The sequence below is a fragment of the Streptomyces sp. NPDC049879 genome, from assembly GCF_044461265.1.
Classification (GTDB): domain Bacteria; phylum Actinomycetota; class Actinomycetes; order Streptomycetales; family Streptomycetaceae; genus Streptomyces.
Genome location: NZ_JBITKT010000001.1, coordinates 487,605 through 505,356, shown reverse-complemented (window position 1 = coordinate 505,356; position 17,752 = coordinate 487,605). Strand labels below are relative to the sequence as shown.

General features: G+C 74.7%; 14 protein-coding genes. 10 read left to right on the top strand and 4 right to left on the bottom strand.

The window, feature by feature from the left end; translation table 11 throughout:
* The first annotated feature begins 705 nt into the window (after positions 1-705).
* The 10 genes from ACIBPC_RS02310 to ACIBPC_RS02265 all read left to right on the top strand — a co-directional run bounded on the left by ACIBPC_RS02310 (position 706) and on the right by ACIBPC_RS02265 (position 13,865).
* On the top strand, positions 706-1,329 hold the full coding sequence (locus ACIBPC_RS02310; protein ID WP_398840695.1) for a GNAT family N-acetyltransferase: 624 nt from the start codon (positions 706-708) through the stop codon (positions 1,327-1,329).
* Between the two features lie 223 nt (positions 1,330-1,552).
* The gene (locus ACIBPC_RS02305) at positions 1,553-3,022 is read left to right on the top strand and encodes a hypothetical protein (protein ID WP_398840693.1); all 1,470 of its coding nucleotides are present in this window, start codon (positions 1,553-1,555) and stop codon (positions 3,020-3,022) included.
* 14 nt (positions 3,023-3,036) lie between these two features.
* Positions 3,037-4,062: a glutamate ABC transporter substrate-binding protein gene (locus tag ACIBPC_RS02300; RefSeq protein WP_398840691.1), complete on the top strand. Its 1,026-nt coding sequence runs from the start codon at positions 3,037-3,039 to the stop codon at positions 4,060-4,062.
* Between the two features lie 82 nt (positions 4,063-4,144).
* The gene (locus tag ACIBPC_RS02295) at positions 4,145-5,425 is read left to right on the top strand and encodes a hypothetical protein (RefSeq protein WP_362955411.1); all 1,281 of its coding nucleotides are present in this window, start codon (positions 4,145-4,147) and stop codon (positions 5,423-5,425) included.
* Entirely contained in the window at positions 5,422-8,043 is a 2,622-nt protein-coding gene (locus tag ACIBPC_RS02290; RefSeq protein ID WP_398840689.1) for a tetratricopeptide repeat protein, read from the top strand. The genes ACIBPC_RS02295 and ACIBPC_RS02290 overlap by 4 nt, the downstream gene beginning before the upstream one ends.
* A gap of 2 nt (positions 8,044-8,045) precedes the next feature.
* The gene (locus tag ACIBPC_RS02285) at positions 8,046-9,461 is read left to right on the top strand and encodes a protein phosphatase 2C domain-containing protein (RefSeq protein WP_398841752.1); all 1,416 of its coding nucleotides are present in this window, start codon (positions 8,046-8,048) and stop codon (positions 9,459-9,461) included.
* Positions 9,462-9,551: 90 nt separating this feature from the next.
* On the top strand, positions 9,552-10,892 hold the full coding sequence (locus ACIBPC_RS02280) for a VWA domain-containing protein (RefSeq protein ID WP_398840687.1): 1,341 nt from the start codon (positions 9,552-9,554) through the stop codon (positions 10,890-10,892).
* A 27-nt stretch (positions 10,893-10,919) separates the two neighbouring features.
* Positions 10,920-11,969, top strand: coding sequence for an FHA domain-containing protein (locus tag ACIBPC_RS02275; RefSeq protein ID WP_398840685.1), 1,050 nt, complete (start codon positions 10,920-10,922; stop codon positions 11,967-11,969).
* A 94-nt stretch (positions 11,970-12,063) separates the two neighbouring features.
* Complete coding sequence (locus ACIBPC_RS02270; RefSeq protein WP_362955397.1) at positions 12,064-12,798, top strand: ABC transporter ATP-binding protein; 735 nt, start codon at positions 12,064-12,066, stop codon at positions 12,796-12,798.
* Entirely contained in the window at positions 12,795-13,865 is a 1,071-nt protein-coding gene (locus ACIBPC_RS02265; protein ID WP_398840683.1) for an ABC transporter permease, read from the top strand. The genes ACIBPC_RS02270 and ACIBPC_RS02265 overlap by 4 nt, the downstream gene beginning before the upstream one ends.
* 15 nt (positions 13,866-13,880) lie before the next feature.
* Here ACIBPC_RS02265 and ACIBPC_RS02260 read toward each other — a convergent pair whose 3' ends face one another.
* From ACIBPC_RS02260 to ettA, 4 genes are all read right to left on the bottom strand, one after another.
* Positions 13,881-14,264, bottom strand: a complete 384-nt coding sequence (locus ACIBPC_RS02260; protein ID WP_362955391.1) for a globin — start codon at positions 14,262-14,264, stop codon at positions 13,881-13,883.
* A gap of 562 nt (positions 14,265-14,826) precedes the next feature.
* Positions 14,827-15,501, bottom strand: coding sequence for a hypothetical protein (locus tag ACIBPC_RS02255; RefSeq protein WP_398840681.1), 675 nt, complete (start codon positions 15,499-15,501; stop codon positions 14,827-14,829).
* Complete coding sequence (locus ACIBPC_RS02250; RefSeq protein ID WP_398841751.1) at positions 15,498-15,884, bottom strand: acyl-CoA thioesterase; 387 nt, start codon at positions 15,882-15,884, stop codon at positions 15,498-15,500. Before ACIBPC_RS02250 ends, ACIBPC_RS02255 begins: the two co-directional genes overlap by 4 nt.
* A 44-nt stretch (positions 15,885-15,928) precedes the next feature.
* On the bottom strand, positions 15,929-17,593 hold the full coding sequence (ettA, locus tag ACIBPC_RS02245) for an energy-dependent translational throttle protein EttA (protein WP_362955383.1): 1,665 nt from the start codon (positions 17,591-17,593) through the stop codon (positions 15,929-15,931).
* Between the last annotated feature and the right edge of the window lie 159 nt (positions 17,594-17,752).

Sequence of the window (17,752 nt, the reverse complement as noted above, 5' to 3'; positions counted from 1 at the left end):
CGTAGCCACCTGGCACGCACCCGCACGACACGGCGCGCGAGCGTGCCGCCCCAGCCCGGAGAGATCCCGGCACCAGGGCCGACGCCGGGCGTCGGCAGGGCCACCCCCGGGCAGAGCGCGGCACGGCAGGCGGGCGTGCCGAACCGCCCCCGTCCGGGCGTCGGGGAGGCCCGGCCGCGACCGACGCGGCGAGCGCGTACACGCCGGACCACGCGGCCGGACCCGGCACGGCTCACACCCGGCCGTCACCACACGGCGCGGCGGGACTCCCCCGTACGACCGCTCACGGCATCCGATGTCCCCGCCCTTGGGATGTTCCGGACGCCGGGGTCGTGCGTCCGCGAGGCCCGCCCGCCGCGACCGGCGCGGCGGACATGTACACGCCGGATCGCCTGGCGGGCCACGGACCGGCACCGCTCGCACCCGGGCCGTCCCCACGCGACGCGGCGGGCGGGCGTGCCGACCCGCCCGGGAAGACTTCGACACCGGCGCCGGGCGTTCGGGAGGCCGTCCGGCCGCCCGCCGCGCCCCCTCGGCGCAGCAGGACTCCCCCGGGTCGGCGGAACGGTCCGGGCATGACGCGTACGGCCGCTGACGGCCCCGGGGCGTTCCGGACGGCCGGGCCGTGGTCGTCACGCGGTGTGACCGTGAGTGTCGCCGAAAGGGCATGGCCGTGGCGTGCCCTCCTCGGCGAGAATGCCGCGCATGACGACCACGGCACCCGCCCGTATACGCGGCTACCGGCCAGGCGACCGCGACGCGCTGCACGAGATCTGCATCCGCACCGGCAAGGGCGGCCAGGACGCGACCGGGCACTACCGCGACCCGGGCATCCTGCCCGCGATCTTCGCGACGCCCTACGCGGAGCTGGAGCCCGATCTCGTCTTCGTCGCCGACGACGGCGGGCCCGTGATCGGCTACATCGTCGGCACCGCCGACAGCACCGCCTTCTTCGCCGCCTTCCGCGAGCGCTGGCTGCCGGTCGTCGCCGCCCGCTACCCGGCGCCGGAGGGCACTCCCGAGGGACCCGACGCGCACCTGCGCGACCTCCTGCACCACGCCGAACGCATGTTGGTACCGGAGATCGCCGCCGAGTACCCGGCGCACCTGCACATCGACCTGCTGCCCGAGGGCCAGAAGCGCGGCCTGGGCCGGAAGCTGATGGAGGCCTACCTCGGCGCCCTGCGCGAACGGGGCGTGCCCGGCGTGCACCTCGGGATGGACCCGGCGAACACCAACGCCCTCGCGTTCTACGAGCGCATGGGCTTCGAGCGGCTGCCCGAGCCGCCCGGCCAGGAGGACGGCTTCCATCTGGGCCTGCGCCTGTGACCGTCTGAACCAGCGCGCGGCGCGCCGCCGCACTCCCCCACGTCACGGCGCGCGCCGGGAACCGTACGCTCCCGCCATGCGTGATCCCCGGCAGGGAACGGACAGTTCCGGAAGATCGCGATAGTGACAAGATCAAGGCCCGGGCCTACGGGCCGGTCCCGTCGGGCGGCATACTGCTCGCCGTGGCCCCGTGCCGGACTTCGTGAGGGGGAGGGCCCGCACTGTGACTCACCCGTCCACCGCGCCCCCGGCGTCATCGCCGGGCACGGCGGCGACGGCCGCCCCCGTGCCGCCGTCGGCGCCGCCACCACCACCCGCGTCGCCGCCGCCGCATACGGCACCGGCCGCGCCCCGGCCCGCCGTGCCGCCACGGCGCGGCGTCTGGGCGGAGTGGGTGGGGCGGACACGCCGCGCGGCCAGGACTGAGCCGGGCAGGCTGCGGATCATCGGCGCGCTGCTCGCCGGACTGCTGCTGCTCTTCGGCGCGGTGACGGCGTATCAGGTGCACGCCAGGGCCGCCGCCGCCGAGTCCGTGCGCGACAACGGCCAGCCGATGAGCGCCATCGCGGCCGACCTGTACCGCTCCCTCGCCGACGCCAACACGACGGCGGCCACCGGCTTCCTGGCGGGCGCGGCCGAGGACCCGGCGGTCAGGCAGCGGTACGAGACGGACATCGCCAACGCCGGTGCCCAGCTGGCCCGCGCCGCCGCCGACACGGACGGCACGCCGGAGAGCCGCCGGTACCTCGAGTTCCTGAGCCGTGAACTGCCGGTCTACACCGGCCTGGTGGAGACGGCGCGCGCCAACAACCGGCAGGGCTTCCCGCTCGGCGGCGCCTACCTGCGCTACGCCGACGAGCAGATGCAGCGCGAGGACGGCCTGCTGAACGCGGCCGAGGCGCTGTACCACCTGGAGACGGAGCGGTTCCGCGACGACATGGCGGACGCGGCGAGCAGGCCGTGGGCCGCCCTGGTGCTCGGCGTCCTGGTGCTGGCCGCCCTCGCGTGGGTGCAGCGGCGGCACTTCCTGCGCACCAACCGCGTGCTGAACCCCGGGCTGCTCGCCGCGAGCGCCGCGTCGCTCGTCCTGCTGCTGTGGCTGGGCGGGGCGCACGCGATGTCGCGGACGGCGCACGACGGCGCCGACGACGGCGCGCAGTCCCTGTCCGCGCTGAACAGCGCGTGGATCGAGACGCTGAAGGCCCACGGCAGCGAGAGCCTGACGCTGGTGGCCAGGGGCGGGAGCAACGAGTTCGAGGACAGCTACCAGCAGAGCATGACGGCGCTGCGCGGCGAGGACGGCGACGGCGACGAGGGGCGGCCGGGTCTGCTGGACGAGGCGGCCGGGCTCGCCGGTGACGACGCGGGCGCCGCGATCGTCGCCGAGGCGGCCGAGGCCACCGACGAGTGGCACACCCGGCACGGCGAGGCGCGCGAGGCCGAGCTGCTCGGCCGTTACGACGACGCCGTCCGGCAGGTCATCGGCGCGACGGACTCGACGGGCGAGACGTTCGACAGGGTGGACGACGCGCTGCGGCGCGCCGTGGCGCACGAGCAGGACCAGTTCGACTCGGCGGCCGGGCGCGCGCACGGCACGCTGAAGGGGCTGACGCCCGGCGCCGCGGTGCTCGCGCTGCTGGGCACGGCGGCCGCCGGGATCGGCATCGGCCGCAGGCTGTCGGAGTACCGGTGAGGAGGCGCGCTGCGATGAACGCCGCGGAAGACGCGACGGGGACCGGGGAACGCGGCGGGGGGCGCGGCCGGTCGACGCTGCGCGGCACGCTGTCCCTCGCCCTGTCCGCCGGGCTCATCCTCGCCATGGCCGTCACCGCCAGCCCGGCGCCCTCGCCCGACGACGACTACGGCGACGGCACGGGCGACCAGGACGCGACGACCCTGACCGCCCCGCAGGCCGCCGAGGGCCCCTGCGACGACGGCTACCGGCCCGAGCAGAGCCGCCCCGCCGCGCGCGTGCCGGGCCGGGCGGTGCAGGAGATCCGCGAGCGCGGCTCCCTCACCGTCGGCGTCGACCAGAACAGCTACCTGTGGGGCTACCGCGAGCCGGGCACCGGCGACATCGTCGGCTTCGACATCGACCTGGTGGAGGCCATCGCGCGGGACGTGCTGGACGACCCGACGCCCGACATCATCTACCGGGCCATCCCCACCGACCAGCGCGAGGAGGCCGTGATGAGCGGCCAGGTGGACATGGTGGTCCGCACGATGTCCATCACGTGCAGACGGCTGGAGAACGTGGCCTTCTCCACCGCCTACTTCGAGACCGGCCAGCAGCTCCTCGTGCCGCGGGGCTCGGAGATCACCGGCTTCGACGACTCGCTGACGGGCCGGCGCGTGTGCAGCGCCGCCGGGTCGACCGCCGAGGCGCTGCTGCGGGACGAGCCGCACGGCGCGCACCTGGAGACGGAGGCGAACCACCTCGACTGCCTGGTGCAGCTCCAGCTCGGCCTGGCCGACGCGCTGGTGACGGACGCGGCGCTCGCCGCGGGGCACATCGCGCAGGACCCGTCGATGCGGCTCGTCGGCCGGCCGCTGCGCGGCGAGTTCTACGGTGTCGCGATGAGCCAGGAGAGCCCCGACCTCGTCTCCTGGGTCAACGCCGTGCTGGAGGACTTCAGGACGGACGGCTCCTGGCGCACGGCCTACCAGGAGTGGCTCGCCGCCTACCTGGGCGGCGCGTCCCCCGCCCCGCCCGAGCCGCGTTACCGCGACTGAGCGATCCGTGGAGCGGACCGGCGGTGAACGGGGAAGGGATGCGGCACGACCGACAGCGCAACGACCAATCGAGGGGAGAGCGATGGCCCCGGACGGCGGCGGCAGGACGCTCAGCCGTGAAGAGGTGGACCGCGCGCTGGCGCGGCTCGGCGCCGAGCACGAGGCGATCGAGTCGTCCCTGCTCGCCCTCCAGGACCACGCGGGCCGCAGACTGCTCGACGGCGCCGAGCTGACGGGCACGACCCGCGAGCGCTGGTCGCACGCCGAGGAGACCGTCACCGCCCTGTGGAGCTGGTTCGACACGGCGACGGCCGCGCTGGCGGACGCCCGCAGACTGCGCGCGCGCCGCCGCCACCCGTCGGCCGACGAGCTGGCGGAGCTGACGTCGCTGCTGACCGGCGACGGCATCGTCCTGGCGGGCAGCGGCGGGCAGCTGGTCGAACGGGTCGGCTGGGCCGAGCTGGTGGAGCGGATGAACGCGGGGTACGCGCGCGTCCTCGACATGGTGATCGCCGCCGACGCCGTCTGGTCGGCGCTGCCCGCCCGCATAGACTTCCTGGCCGCCGAGCAGCACCGGCTGCGCGACCTGGCGCACTCGGCGGGCGTCCGCCCCGGCACACACCCGGCGGGCGACGAACTGGCCCGCGTCACCGAGGAGTTGACGGCCCTGCGCGCCGAGGTGATCGCGGACCCGCTGGCGTTCTGGCTCCCGGCGGGCGGCAGCAGCGCGCCGGGCGGCGGCCGCCCCGACACGGCGCGCTACGACCGGGCGGCGCGGGCGCTGGACGACATCAGGCGCGAGGTGGAGGCCGTCATCGACGTGCGCAAGGACGCCGAGGCGCGGCTGATGCGGCTGCGGGACGTCCTCTCGCGCGCGGACCGCACGCTCGCCGAGGCGCGGACGGCGCGCGGCGAGGTGCTGGCGAAGATCGCCGCGTCCGAGGTCCCCGCCGTCTCGGGGCCGTCCACCGTGCTGCACGAACGGCTCGCGCAGGCCGCCGACTTCAGGCGTCGCGCGCTGTGGCACCGCCTGTCGCCGCTCCTGGAGGACCTGGAGGTGCGGGCCGAGGAGGAGCTGCAACGGGCGCGCGCGTCGCTCTCGGCCGTGACGGCGCCGCTCGCGGTGCGGGCGGAACTGCGCGGCAGGCTGGACGCGTACAAGGCGAAGGCCGCCCGGTTCGGCAAGGCGGAGGAGCCGATCCTCGTGGAACGCTACGACGTGGCGCGGCGGATGCTGTGGTCGGCGCCCTGCGACCTGCGGGCGGCGGAGAACGCCGTGCTGCGCTACCAGCGGGCGACGGCCGAGGCGCTGGTGTCGGGGCCCGTGGGGTCCGGCGAGGTGAGAGGTGGTGACGCGTCATGAGCGGTGAGCGCCCGGCGGGGTGCCAGCGGCCGGGCTGCCCGGGGCGGTACGAGGACGTGGGCGGCGGCGCGCTGTACTGCGACGTGTGCGGTCTCGCGCCCGTGGTGTCGGCCGAGGGGATGATCGGGCCGACCTCGACCACCACGACGGGACGGCAGGCGTCCGGCCGGTCGGTGCCGTCCCAGCGGTCCGGACAGTCCCAGCAGTCCGGGCAGTCCCGCGACTCACAGGCTTCGCAGGGATCACAGGATTCACAGGGCTCGCGGGAGTCCCAGCCCTCCGGCTGGTCCCTGCGGTCCGGCGGGTCGGGATCCTCGCGCTCGCAGTACTCGCGGCGCTCGGTCTCCGGGCGGCTCGCGCGGGCCAAGTCGGGCGGCCAGCCCAGCCGTTCGGTCTCCGTGCGCAGCTCACGCTCCTCGGCCGGCGCGTCCGGCCGCACCCGCCTGGGCGCCGGGCTGGTCGCCATGCCGCCCGAGCCGCGCCCCGAGCCGCTGACCGCCGTGCTGGAGAACCCGGAGGTCCCCGAGCGCAAGCGGTTCTGCGGCAACGCCGAGTGCGGCGCGCCGGTGGGCCGTTCGCGCGGCGGCAGGCCCGGCCGTACGGAGGGCTTCTGCACCAAGTGCGGCCACCCGTACTCGTTCCTCCCGAAGCTCCAGCCGGGCGACGTGGTGAAGGGGCAGTACGAGATCGCCGGCTGCCTCGCGCACGGCGGCCTCGGCTGGATCTACCTGGCCATCGACCTGGCCGTCTCGCGCCGCTGGGTGGTCCTCAAGGGCCTGCTGGACGCGGGCGACGAGGACGCGCGGCAGGTCGCCATCTCGGAGCGCCGCTTCCTGGCGGAGATCGAGCACTCCAGCATCGTCCGCATCTACAACTTCGTGGAGCACCTCGACCAGCGCACCGGCAGCGTCGACGGCTACATCGTCATGGAGTACGTCGGCGGCAGGTCGCTCAAGGAGATCGCCAACGACCGGCGGACCCGCGACGGCCGCCGCGACCCCATGCCCGTCGAACAGGCCTGCGCCTACGGCATCGAGGCGCTGGACGCGCTCGCGTACCTGCACAGCCGCAACCTGCTCTACTGCGACTTCAAGGTCGACAACGCCATCCAGCAGGGCGACCAGCTGAAGCTCATAGACATGGGCGCCGTGCGCCGGATGGACGACGAGGTCAGCAACATCTACGGCACGCCGGGCTTCCAGGCGCCCGAGGTGGAGGACCTCGGCCCTTCCGTGGCGTCCGACCTGTACACGGTGGCGCGGACGCTCGCCGTCCTCACCTTCGACTTCCAGGGCTACACGACGATCTACCGGGACAGCCTGCCCGACCCGGAGTACATCGACGTCTTCCGGGAGTACGAGTCGTTCTACCGGCTGCTGGTGCGCGCGACGGACCCCGATCCGCACCGGCGCTTCGCGTCGGCGCAGGAGATGGCCGAGCAGCTCACCGGCGTGCTGCGGGAGATCGTCGCGACGCGGACGGCGCAGCCGCAGCCCGCGATCTCGGCGCTCTTCGGCCCCGAACCGCGCGTGGTGGACAACGAGTTGGTGCCGCGCGCCGAGGGGCCCGTCTCCCGGCTCGGCTGGCGGGAGGTGCACCGGCGGCGCCGCGCCGCCGCCCCGCCGCCGCCCGCGCTGCCGCCGGGACCGGCGCCGATGCCGGGCGCGCCCAGGACCGTGGCGCTCGGGCTGCGGGAGACCGTCCTCGCCCTGCCCGCGCCCAAGGTGGACCCGGACGACCCGAACGCGGGCTTCCTCGCCGGGCTGGCGACCAGCGGCCCGGCCGACACGCTGGCCGCGCTCGCCGGGGCGCCCGGCGAGTCCGTCGAGCTGCGGCTGCGCGAGCTGCGCGCCCACCTGGAGACGCCGGGCGACGAGGCGCTCGGGGCGGCGCGGGCGCGGCTCGACGCGCTGGCGAAGCGGCACGGTTCGGACTGGCGCGTGGTCTGGTGCCGGGGCCTGGTGGCGCTGGCCGCCGAGGACTGGGAGACGGCCGCGCTGTCGTTCGACGCGGTGTACGACGCGTTCCCCGGCGAGATCGCGCCGAAGCTGGCGCTCGCCGTGTGCGCGGAGGTGCTCGGGCAGCTGGACAACGCGGCGGACTACTACGCCGTCGTCTGGGCGACGGACCCGAGCCATGTGAGCGCGGGCTTCGGCCTGGCCCGGGTGCGGCTCGCCACGGGCAACAGGCACGGGGCCGTACGGGCGCTGGAGTCGGTGCCCGAGACCTCGGCGCACTGGACGGCGGCGCGGGTCGCGACCGTACGGGCGCGGCTGCGCGAGCGCGACCCGGCGGAGGACCTGCTGCCGGATCTGCTGGCGGCGGGTGCCCAGGTCGAGCGGCTGCGTGCCGCCGGTCTGGAACCATGGCTGGGCGAACAGCTGTCCTGTGAGGTGCTGGGGTCCGCGCTCGACTGGGTACTCACCACCGCCGGGGAGCCGTCCCGGCCGCAGACTGATCCTTCCGGGCGGCTGCTCGGCGGACCGCTGGACGAGACCGGGGTCAGGCTGGGCCTGGAACGGTCCTACCGGCGGCTCGCCCGGCTGGCGCCGACCAGCAGTGAACGGACCGAACTGGTGGAGGCGGCCAACCGCTTCCGCCCGAAAACATGGGTGTGACGATGCCGCAGCTCGACCAACTCTCCGCCTGCCCCGGCTGTGGGGAGCCGCTGGAGGACGACGACCGCTTCTGCGGGGTCTGCGGCACGGACGTGCAGACCGTCGCGCGCGGCGCGCGTCCGACGGGAGCCGGCGGCACTGAGCCGGACTTCCGGCTGCCGCCGCCGCAGGACACGGTGGCGGCGCGGATCGAGGCCCAGGTCGAACCGGACCCGGCGCCCCAGGGCCAGGCGCCCCAGGGCCAGGCGCCCGAGCCGCGCCAGGCACCCGACCCGCGCGCGGCCGCGCGGCCCGCCGACCCCCGTTCCCCGGCACCCCCCGCGCCCGCCGCGCCGCCCGCTCCCCCGGCTGCCGCCCCCGCTGCCGCTCCCGCCCCTGAGCGCCCGGCGGAGGCACCCGCCGCGCAGACCAGCGGCGCGCAGGGCACCTCCGCCTACCCGCCCGCCGCCCCGCAGCCGCCCGCCGACCCCCGGCGCGCGCACCAGGCCGCCGCGCCCCCGCGCGAGGCCCCCCGCCGCGTCTGCGCCGTCTGCGGCAACGGGCATGTGGACCAGGACGGCTTCTGCACCGAGTGCGGCCGGTCCCAGCCGGGCGACCGCGACCACGTGGAGCGCGCCCTCGGCGGCGTCGCCGCCGTCAGCGACCTCGGGCACCGGCACCACCGCAACGAGGACGCGTTCACCGTCTCCACCACCGCGCTGCCCGACGGCTCCCCCGCCGTGCTCGCCGTGGTCTGCGACGGCGTCTCGTCGTCCACCCGCCCCGACGACGCCTCGGCGACCGCCGCGCGCGCCGCGCTCGACGCGCTGCTGACCCTGCTGCCGCAGGGCGTCCCGGGACCGCGCGCGATGAACGACGCGCTGGTGTCGGCGGCGCACGCCGTGACCGCGCTGGCCGAGACGACCGCGCCGGAGCCGGGCCGCAACTCCCCGGCGTGCACGATCGTCGGCGCCGTCACCTCCGGCCGCCTGCTGACGGTCGGCTGGATCGGCGACAGCCGCGCGTACTGGGTGCCGGAGGACCGCTCGGCGCCGTCGGCGCGGCTGACGGAGGACGACTCGTGGGCCGCGCAGATGGTCGCGGCCGGGCTGCTCAGCGAGGCCGAGGCGATGACGGACCACCGGGCGCACGCGATCACCGCCTGGCTCGGCGCCGACGCGGTCGAGATCGAGCCGCACACCGCCTCGTTCGAGCCCGACAGGCCGGGCGTCGTCATCGTCTGCACGGACGGTCTGTGGAACTACGCGGACAGCGCCGAGCAGATGGCGGCCGTCGTCCCCGCCGACGCCGCCGCCGAGCCGCTGGCCGGGGCGCGCCACCTCGTACGCCACGCCCTCGACTCGGGCGGGCACGACAACGTGACGGTCGCCGTCATCCCGTTCCCCGCGCGCACCGACCGCACGGCGGACACCGCCTGACGGCCCGCCGGCACTCCCCCACAGCACGACAGCTCAAGCAGTCCCCCACTCCGTCGCCGTCCACGACACCCGAAGGAGGGACCGCGCGTGATGGACAGACCGGGACGTTTCGCCGTCGAGGTGTTCCAGAACGAGTACCTCCCCGCCGCGGGCCGCGAGGTGAACGCCGTGGTGACCGTCACGGCGGCGGCGGGCCCCGCGCCGCCGCCCGCCGCCGTCGTGCTGCTGCTCGACACGTCGGGCTCCATGCAGTACCCGCCCGGGAAGCTGTGGCAGGCGGCGCGGGCGGCGGCCGCGGCGATCGACACGCTGCGCGACGGCGTGGAGTTCGCCGTCGTGACCGGCACGCACGAGGCCACCGAGCTGTTCCCCGGCGGCGGGCGGCTCGCCGTCGCGGACCCGGCGGCCAGGGCGGCGGCCAAGGAGGCGCTGCGCCGGCTGCACGCCTCGGGCGGCACGGCCATCGGCACGTGGCTCACCCTGGCGGAACGCCTCCTGCGCACCACCGCCGCCACCGTGCGGCACGCCCTCCTGCTGACGGACGGGCGCAACGAGCACGAGTCCCCCGAGGCGCTGCGCGCGGCCCTGGACGCCTGCGCGGGCCGCTTCACCTGCGACGCGCGCGGCGTCGGCACGGACTGGGAGGTCGCGGAGCTGACCGGCATCGCCCGCGCGCTGCTGGGGACCGCCGACATCGTGGCGGGGCCCGAGGGCCTCGCCGACGACTTCACGGCGCTCATGGCGACGGTCATGGGCAAGGCCGTCGGTGACGTGTGGCTGCGCGTGTGGACGCCGCGCGACGCGGTGGTGCGCTTCGTGAAGCAGGTGGCGCCGTCCGTCGTGGACCTGACCGAGCGGCGTGCCGAGGTGCCGCCGCGCGCGGGCGACTACCCGACCGGCGCGTGGGGCGACGAGAGCCGGGACTACCACCTGTGCGTGGAGGTGCCCGCGGCCGGGATCGGCGAGGAGATGCTCGCGGCGCGGGTGATGCTCGTCGTGCCGGATCCGGCGGCGCCCGACGGCCCGCCCGCGGTGACGCTGGGGCAGGGCCTCGTACGCGCGGTGTGGACGGACGATGTGACGGCCGTGACGGCGATCAGTCCGCAGGTGGCGCACTACACCGGGCAGGAGGAGCTGGCCGGGGCGATCGACGAGGGGCTGCGGCTGCGGAGGGCGGGTGACGGCGCGGGCGCGACGGCGCGGCTCGGCCGCGCGGTGCGTCTGGCGCACGCCTCCGGCAATGTGGCGACCGCGAAACTGCTGGCGACGGTAGTGGACGTGCAGGATGCGGCGACGGGTACTGTTCGACTGAAGACTGCGGTCAGTCAAGCCGATGAGATGACTTTGGCGACCCGGTCGACACGGACCGTCCGAGTGAAGCAGTCGCACGACGCGAGAGAAGAAGCCGAGCCGAGCAGCGAAGCCGAGTGACGACGTGAGGTAAGGGGAGGCAGTCACATGCCGACGTGCCCGAACGGCCACCAGTCGGTGGCCGAGGACTGGTGCGAGGTGTGCGGGCACCGTATACCGGCGCCCGCCGCCGGTATGCCCCCGCCCCCGCCGCCGCCCGGCGGCGGGTACGGCGGCGGCACCGGCGCGCACGTCGCGCCGCCGCCGTGGCCCGGGTCCCCCGGCCACCAGCCGCCCCCGCAGCCCCCGTACCCGGGGCAGGGCGGGCACGGCGGACACAGCGGGCACGGTGCGCACGGCGGCCCGCAGTACGGCGACGTGAACCAGGCGACGGCCGCGATGCCGCCCGTGCCCCCGGCCGGGCAGCAGGGCGGCGAGACGTGCCCCCAGTGCGGCACGCCGCGCGAGGGCCGGGCGCCGTTCTGCGAGGAGTGCCGCTTCAACTTCCTCACCAACTCGCCGACGGCCTACCTCCCGCCCGTCCCGGGCCAGCGGCAGCCCGACTTCGGGCAGCAGCAGGGCGGGGCGCCCGCGCAGCAGTTCCCGCCGCAGGCGCCGCAGCGCCCAGCGGACGACTGGATGCTGCCGCCGCCCTCGCACCAGCCCCCGGCCCACCAGCCCCCCGCGCACCAGCCGCCGCCGTACCCCGGCATGCCGGGCGCGGGCCGGCGCCCCGACGACAGGTCGGGCTCCTGGCTGGTCGCCATCGGCGCCGACCCGCAGTACTTCACCGCGATGATGCGCCGCTCGGGACCCGAGGCCGCCCAGCTCAGCCTGCCCTCGTACGCGCCGGACCAGCAGATGCCGCTGACCGGCCCGCAGGTCACGATCGGCCGGCGCCGCCAGTCCACCGGCGAGTCGCCCGACATCGACCTGTCGCGCCCCCCGGAGGACCCGGGCGTCTCGCACCAGCACGCCGTGCTCGTCCAGCAGGCCGACGGCGGCTGGGCCGTGATCGACCAGGACTCGACCAACGGCACGACGATCAACATGGCGGAGGACCCGATCCAGCCCTTCGTGCCGGTGCCGCTGAACGAGGGCGACCGCGTCCACATCGGCGCCTGGACCACGCTGACGCTCTACCGAAACCAGTCCTGACGGCCGCCGGGACCGGCCGCCGCCGGTCCCGGACCGTCCCGACCGCAACGCTTTCTTTACCTTCCTCCCGCCTTCGCCCCCTACGATCACTCGTGTGACTGGAGAAATACCCGCGATAGCGGTCGAGGGACTGCGCAAGCGGTACGGGGATGTACAAGCCGTCGACGGCGTGACGTTCGAGGTGGCACGGGGTGAGTTCTTCGGCATCCTCGGCCCGAACGGGGCGGGCAAGACCACCACGCTGGAGATCGTCGAGGGCCTGCGTGAGCCCGACGAGGGCACCGCGCGGCTGCTGGGCGAGCCGTCCTGGCCGCGCGACCCGAAGCTCCTGCGCCGCATCGGTGTGCAGTTGCAGGCGTCCGCGTTCTTCGACAAGCTCACCGCCCGCGAGCAGATCCACACCTTCGCGGCCCTCTACGGCGTCGCGCCCGAGCGCGCCGACGCGATGCTGGAGAGCGTCGGCCTGACGGAGAAGCGCGACGTCCGCGACGACAAGCTCTCCGGCGGCCAGGCCCAGCGCCTGTCGATCGCCTGCGCCCTCGTGCACGACCCGGAGCTGGTCTTCCTCGACGAGCCCACCACGGGCCTCGACCCGCAGGCCAGGCGCAACCTCTGGGACCTGCTGCGCGAGATCAACTCCTCGGGCCGCACCGTCGTCCTCACCACGCACTACCTGGACGAGGCCGAGGTCCTGTGCGACCGCGTCGCCATCATGGACAAGGGCCGCGTGCTCAAGGAGGGGACCCCCGCCGCCCTCATCGCGGAGACCGGGGTCGCCACCCTGGAGGACGTCTTCCTCCAGCTGACCGGACGGGAGTACCGCGGATGAACCCGGGAGCCTTCCGGGCACTGTCCCGGGCCATGCTGAAGGGCCTGCTGCGCGACCGCACGGCGCTGTTCTTCACCGTCCTGTTCCCCCTGATGTTCCTCGCCCTGTTCGGCCTGCTGTTCCAGAACGACGAGGGCGCGAGCGTCACGGTCGTCGAGGTCGGCGACGTGGCGGTGCTGGACGACATGCCGCAGGAGCAGCTGGCCGCCCTGTCGGACGCGCTGACGATCGAGCGCTCGGCCGACCGCGCGCAGGCCCTGGAGGACGTGCGCCAGGGCGACGTGGACGCCGCCGTCTGGGAGGAGGACGGGCAGATCCAGCTGCGCTACTCGGCGGCGGACGCCACGGCGGCCGGCACCGTGCAGGGCCTCATGCAGTCGATCGTGCAGTCGGCGAACGTCGCCGCGACCGGCCAGGAGCCCGCCCACACGCTGGCCACCGACCGGGTCGAGGACGAGTCGACCAAGCCCATCCAGTTCCTGACGCCCGGCCTGCTCGGCTGGGCGGTCGCGACGGGCGCCGCGTACTCGTCGGCGTTCACGCTGGTCACCTGGCGGAAGAAGCGCATCCTGCGGCGGCTGTGGCTGGCGCCGGTCAGCCCGGCGGCCGTGGTCGGGGCGCGCGTCGGCGTCAGCCTGGCCGTGGCGCTCGTGCAGGCGGCGATCTTCATCGGCGTCGCCTCGCTGCCCGCGTACGGCCTCCAGCTCAGCGGGAACTGGTGGCTGACGCTCCCGCTGGTCGTGTGCGGGACGCTGGCGTTCATGTCGATCGGGCTGCTGATCGGCGCGCTGGTCGGCTCCGAGGAGGCGGCGAACGGCGCGCTGCAGGTCGTCGTGCTGCCGATGGCGTTCCTGGCCGGCTCGTTCTTCCCGACCGACATGATGCCCGGCTGGCTGCGCGCCGTCTCGAACGTGCTGCCGCTCAAGCACCTCAACGAGGCGGTGATGGACGTCCTCAGCCGCGACGGCGGGTGGGGCGAGGCGCTGCCGACGATGGGCGGGCTGCTGCTGTTCGCGGCCGTGCTGACGGCGGTCGCCGCCCGCTTCTTCCGGTGGGACAACGCGTGAGGGCCGCGCGCCGCGTCAGCCCGGGGTGTTGACCATGGACGCGGCGGCGTAGACGAGGTAGTTCCACAACTGGGTCTCCTGCTCCGGCGGGAGGCCCAGTTCGTCGAGGGCGGCGCGCATGTGCCGCAGCCAGGCGTCGTGCGCCTCGCGGTTCACGGCGAACGGCGCGTGCCGCATGCGCAGCCGCGGGTGCCCGCGGTTGTCGCTGTAGGTGCGCGGGCCGCCCCAGTACTGCATGAGGAAGAGCGCGAACCGCTCCTCGGCCGGACCGAGGTCCTCCTCCGGGTACATCGGCCGCAGGACCGGGTCCCCGGCGACCCCCTCGTAGAACCGGTGGACGAGGCGGCGGAACGTCGGTTCGCCCCCGACCTGTTCGTAGAACGACTGCTGCTCGGTCACCGTTCCATCGTCGCAGACGCCCGCGCGGCCGGGGCGGCGGGAGCCCGGCGGGCACCGGCACCGGCTCGCCCCCTCGTCGCGGCCGGTGACACGGCGCCCCTCGGCGTCGGCGGCTCCCGGGACCCGCCCGGCGGCCGGTCCGGGGGCACAACGGCGAGGTCACGCCTGTCTCCCCGGCCCGCGCGGGACGGACCGGTTCCCCGGGGACGGCCGTGCTCCGGCAGGGGCTCGACGCACGCCAGGTGACCATACGAGCAGGTATGTGCCGCCGCAAGCCCACCGCGCTGGCAGGTTCCCGCCGCTTTCCGGCGCCCCGCCGCGGCGCCTTCGGCACCCCGGTGTCTAGGGTCTGTCCGGCGGATCTTGTCGCGGCTCACGGCTCCCCCAGCCTGGCGGCTGGGGGTGCCCCCAGATGCCGGTGCATCGCAAGGCGCCGGATCGCAGCTCACACCCGACCGTATTCGCGCGATGCGGCAACGCAGCGAGGTTCCCCCAGGCCCGGAGGCCCGGGAGGTACCCCCACGCCGGCGTCGTGAGACAGGCAAGATCCGCCGGACAGACCCTAGGGCGCCGGGGACGCCAGCGGGGTCACGCCGAGGCCGGGCAGGCCGCCCGCGCGGCGGACGGCGGTCGAGCCGAGGGCCGTGCGCAGCCGCAGCCACGGGCCGCTGGCCAGGACGGCGGACGGGCCGGGGGCGCGGAGGAAGCCGAGGGCGTGCGCGGCGTGGACGGCGCGCAGCGGCAGGGACGTGCCGGGCAGGTGCCGGGACCATATCTCCTCGGCCAGCGCGTCGAGCGCGGTGCGCGTACGGCCCTGGTCGGGCAGGGCCTCCGTGCGGCGGCGGAACTCGGTGATCACCGACGCGGCGGCGTCCCGCACCGTACCGTCCGGCAGGTCGGCCAGCGGGCGCCAGGCGCCGCGCGGCGGCAGCATCCCGGCCCACGAAGGACCGGTCACGGGCGCGGGAACGGGGACGGCGCCCCGTTCGGTGTCGAGCGCCTCCAGCAGCTCACCGGCCGAGACGGTGGTGTCGAGAGCGGCCGGCTCGCGCAGCGCGACGACGCGGACGGCCAGCACGCCGAAGCGCGCGGGCCGGGTGAAGAGGGCGAGGGCGGGCCCGTCGGCGCGCAGCCGGGCGGCGGCCGTGCGGTCCCAGCGGAGCTGGCGGCCGAGGAAGGCGGCCAGGTCGGCGGCCTCCCCCGGCACGGCCAGCTCCAGCGGTCCCGGCGCGCTCATGCGGCAGGGGCCCCGGCCGCGTCGTCCATGTACTCCAGCAGGAACGAGCGTTCCTCCCCCGTCAGCCGCCGCGGCCTGGCCGCCTCCAGGTCGTAGGGCACCACGACGGTGGCGGCCCGCGCGTACACGGCGGTGTCGTCCTTGACCTCGTACGCCACCGTCGCGGACGCGCCGCCCAGCTTGGCCACCCACGTCTCGATCGTGACCGGCGTGTGCCGGTGCGTGAGCGGCTTCAGGTAGTCGATCTCGTGCCGCGCCACGACCGAGCCGCCGGTGAACGCGCCGGACGCGGCCTCCCGCGCCAGCCGGAACATGAAGTCGATCCTGGCCTCCTCCAGGTAGCGGAGGAAGACCACGTTGTTGATGTGCCCGAAGGCGTCCATGTCCGACCAGCGCAGGGGGCACTGGTAGATGTGCCGCACGCCGCTCAGCCCCGCGTCAGCTTCTTGTAGGTGGTGCGGTGCGGGCGGCTGGCGTCCGGGCCGAGGCGCTGGATCTTGTTCTTCTCGTACGACTCGTAGTTGCCCTCGAACCAGAACCAGCGGGAGTCGCCCTCGTACGCCAGGATGTGCGTCGCGACGCGGTCGAGGAACCACCGGTCGTGGGAGACGACGACCGCGCAGCCGGGGAACTCCAGCAGCGCGTTCTCCAGCGAGGAGAGCGTCTCGACGTCCAGGTCGTTCGTCGGCTCGTCGAGGAGCAGCAGGTTGCCGCCCTGCTTGAGGGTGAGCGCGAGGTTGAGGCGGTTGCGCTCGCCGCCGGACAGGACACCCGCGAGCTTCTGCTGGTCCGGGCCCTTGAAGCCGAAGGCGCTGACGTACGCGCGCGACGGCATCTCGACCTGCCCGACGCTGATGTGGTCGAGACCGTCGGAGACGACCTCCCACAGCGACTTCTTCGGGTCGATGTTGCCGCGCGACTGGTCGACGTAGCTGATGTCCACCGTGTCGCCGACGCGGACCTCGCCGCTGTCCACGGGCTCCAGGCCGAGGATCATCTTGAACAGCGTCGTCTTGCCCGCGCCGTTGGGGCCGATGACGCCGACGATGCCGTTGCGCGGCAGGGTGAACGACAGGCCGTCGACCAGCACCTTGTCGCCGAACGCCTTGTGCAGGTCGCTGACCTCCACCACGACGTTGCCCAGGCGCGGGCCCGGCGGGATCTGGATCTCCTCGAAGTCCAGCTTCCTGGTCTTCTCGGCCTCGGCGGCCATCTCCTCGTAACGGGCGAGGCGGGCGCGGGACTTGGCCTGGCGGCCCTTCGCGTTGGAGCGGACCCACTCCAGCTCGTCCTTCAGGCGCTTGGCGCGCTTGGCGTCCTTCTGGCCCTCGACCTTGAGGCGCGCCTCCTTGGTCTCCAGGTACTTGGAGTAGTTGCCCTCGTAGCCGTGCAGGCGGCCGCGGTCGACCTCGCAGATCCACTCGGCGACGTTGTCGAGGAAGTACCGGTCGTGGGTGATGGCGACGACGGTGCCGGGGTACTTCGCGAGGTGCTGCTCCAGCCACTGGACGGACTCGGCGTCGAGGTGGTTGGTGGGCTCGTCGAGGAGCAGCAGGTCGGGCTGCTCCAGCAGCAGCTTGCACAGCGCGACGCGGCGCTTCTCGCCGCCGGAGAGGGTGGTGACGGGCCAGTCGCCGGGCGGGCAGCCGAGGGCGTCCATGGCCTGTTCGAGCTGGGCGTCGAGGTCCCAGGCGTTCGCGTGGTCGAGCTGCTCCTGGAGGGTGCCCATCTCCTCCATCAGCTCGTCGCTGTAGTCGGTCGCCATGAGTTCGGCGATCTCGTTGAAGCGGTCGAGCTTGCCCTTGATCTCGGCGACACCCTCCTGGACGTTCTCCAGGACGGTCTTCGTCTCGTCGAGCGGCGGCTCCTGGAGGAGGATGCCGACGCTGTAGCCGGGGGTGAGGAACGCGTCGCCGTTCGACGGCTGCTCCAGACCGGCCATGATCTTCAGCACCGTGGACTTGCCGGCGCCGTTGGGACCCACGACGCCGATCTTCGCGCCGGGCAGGAAGCTCTGCGTGACGTCATCGAGGATGACCTTGTCGCCGTGCGCCTTGCGCGCCTTGCGCATGGTGTAGATGTACTCAGCCAAGAGAAACCGTCCGGCAGATCAGTCAGTGGGTGTGTGGTCGTCGGCGCCCGGCAGCGGGGCTGCGGCTTCCATCCTGCCGCATGGCACCGGGGCGGCGGAAACCGGTGGCGCCGGAACGCCGGAGGGGCGGACCCGTACGGGCCCGCCCCTCGTGGGCGT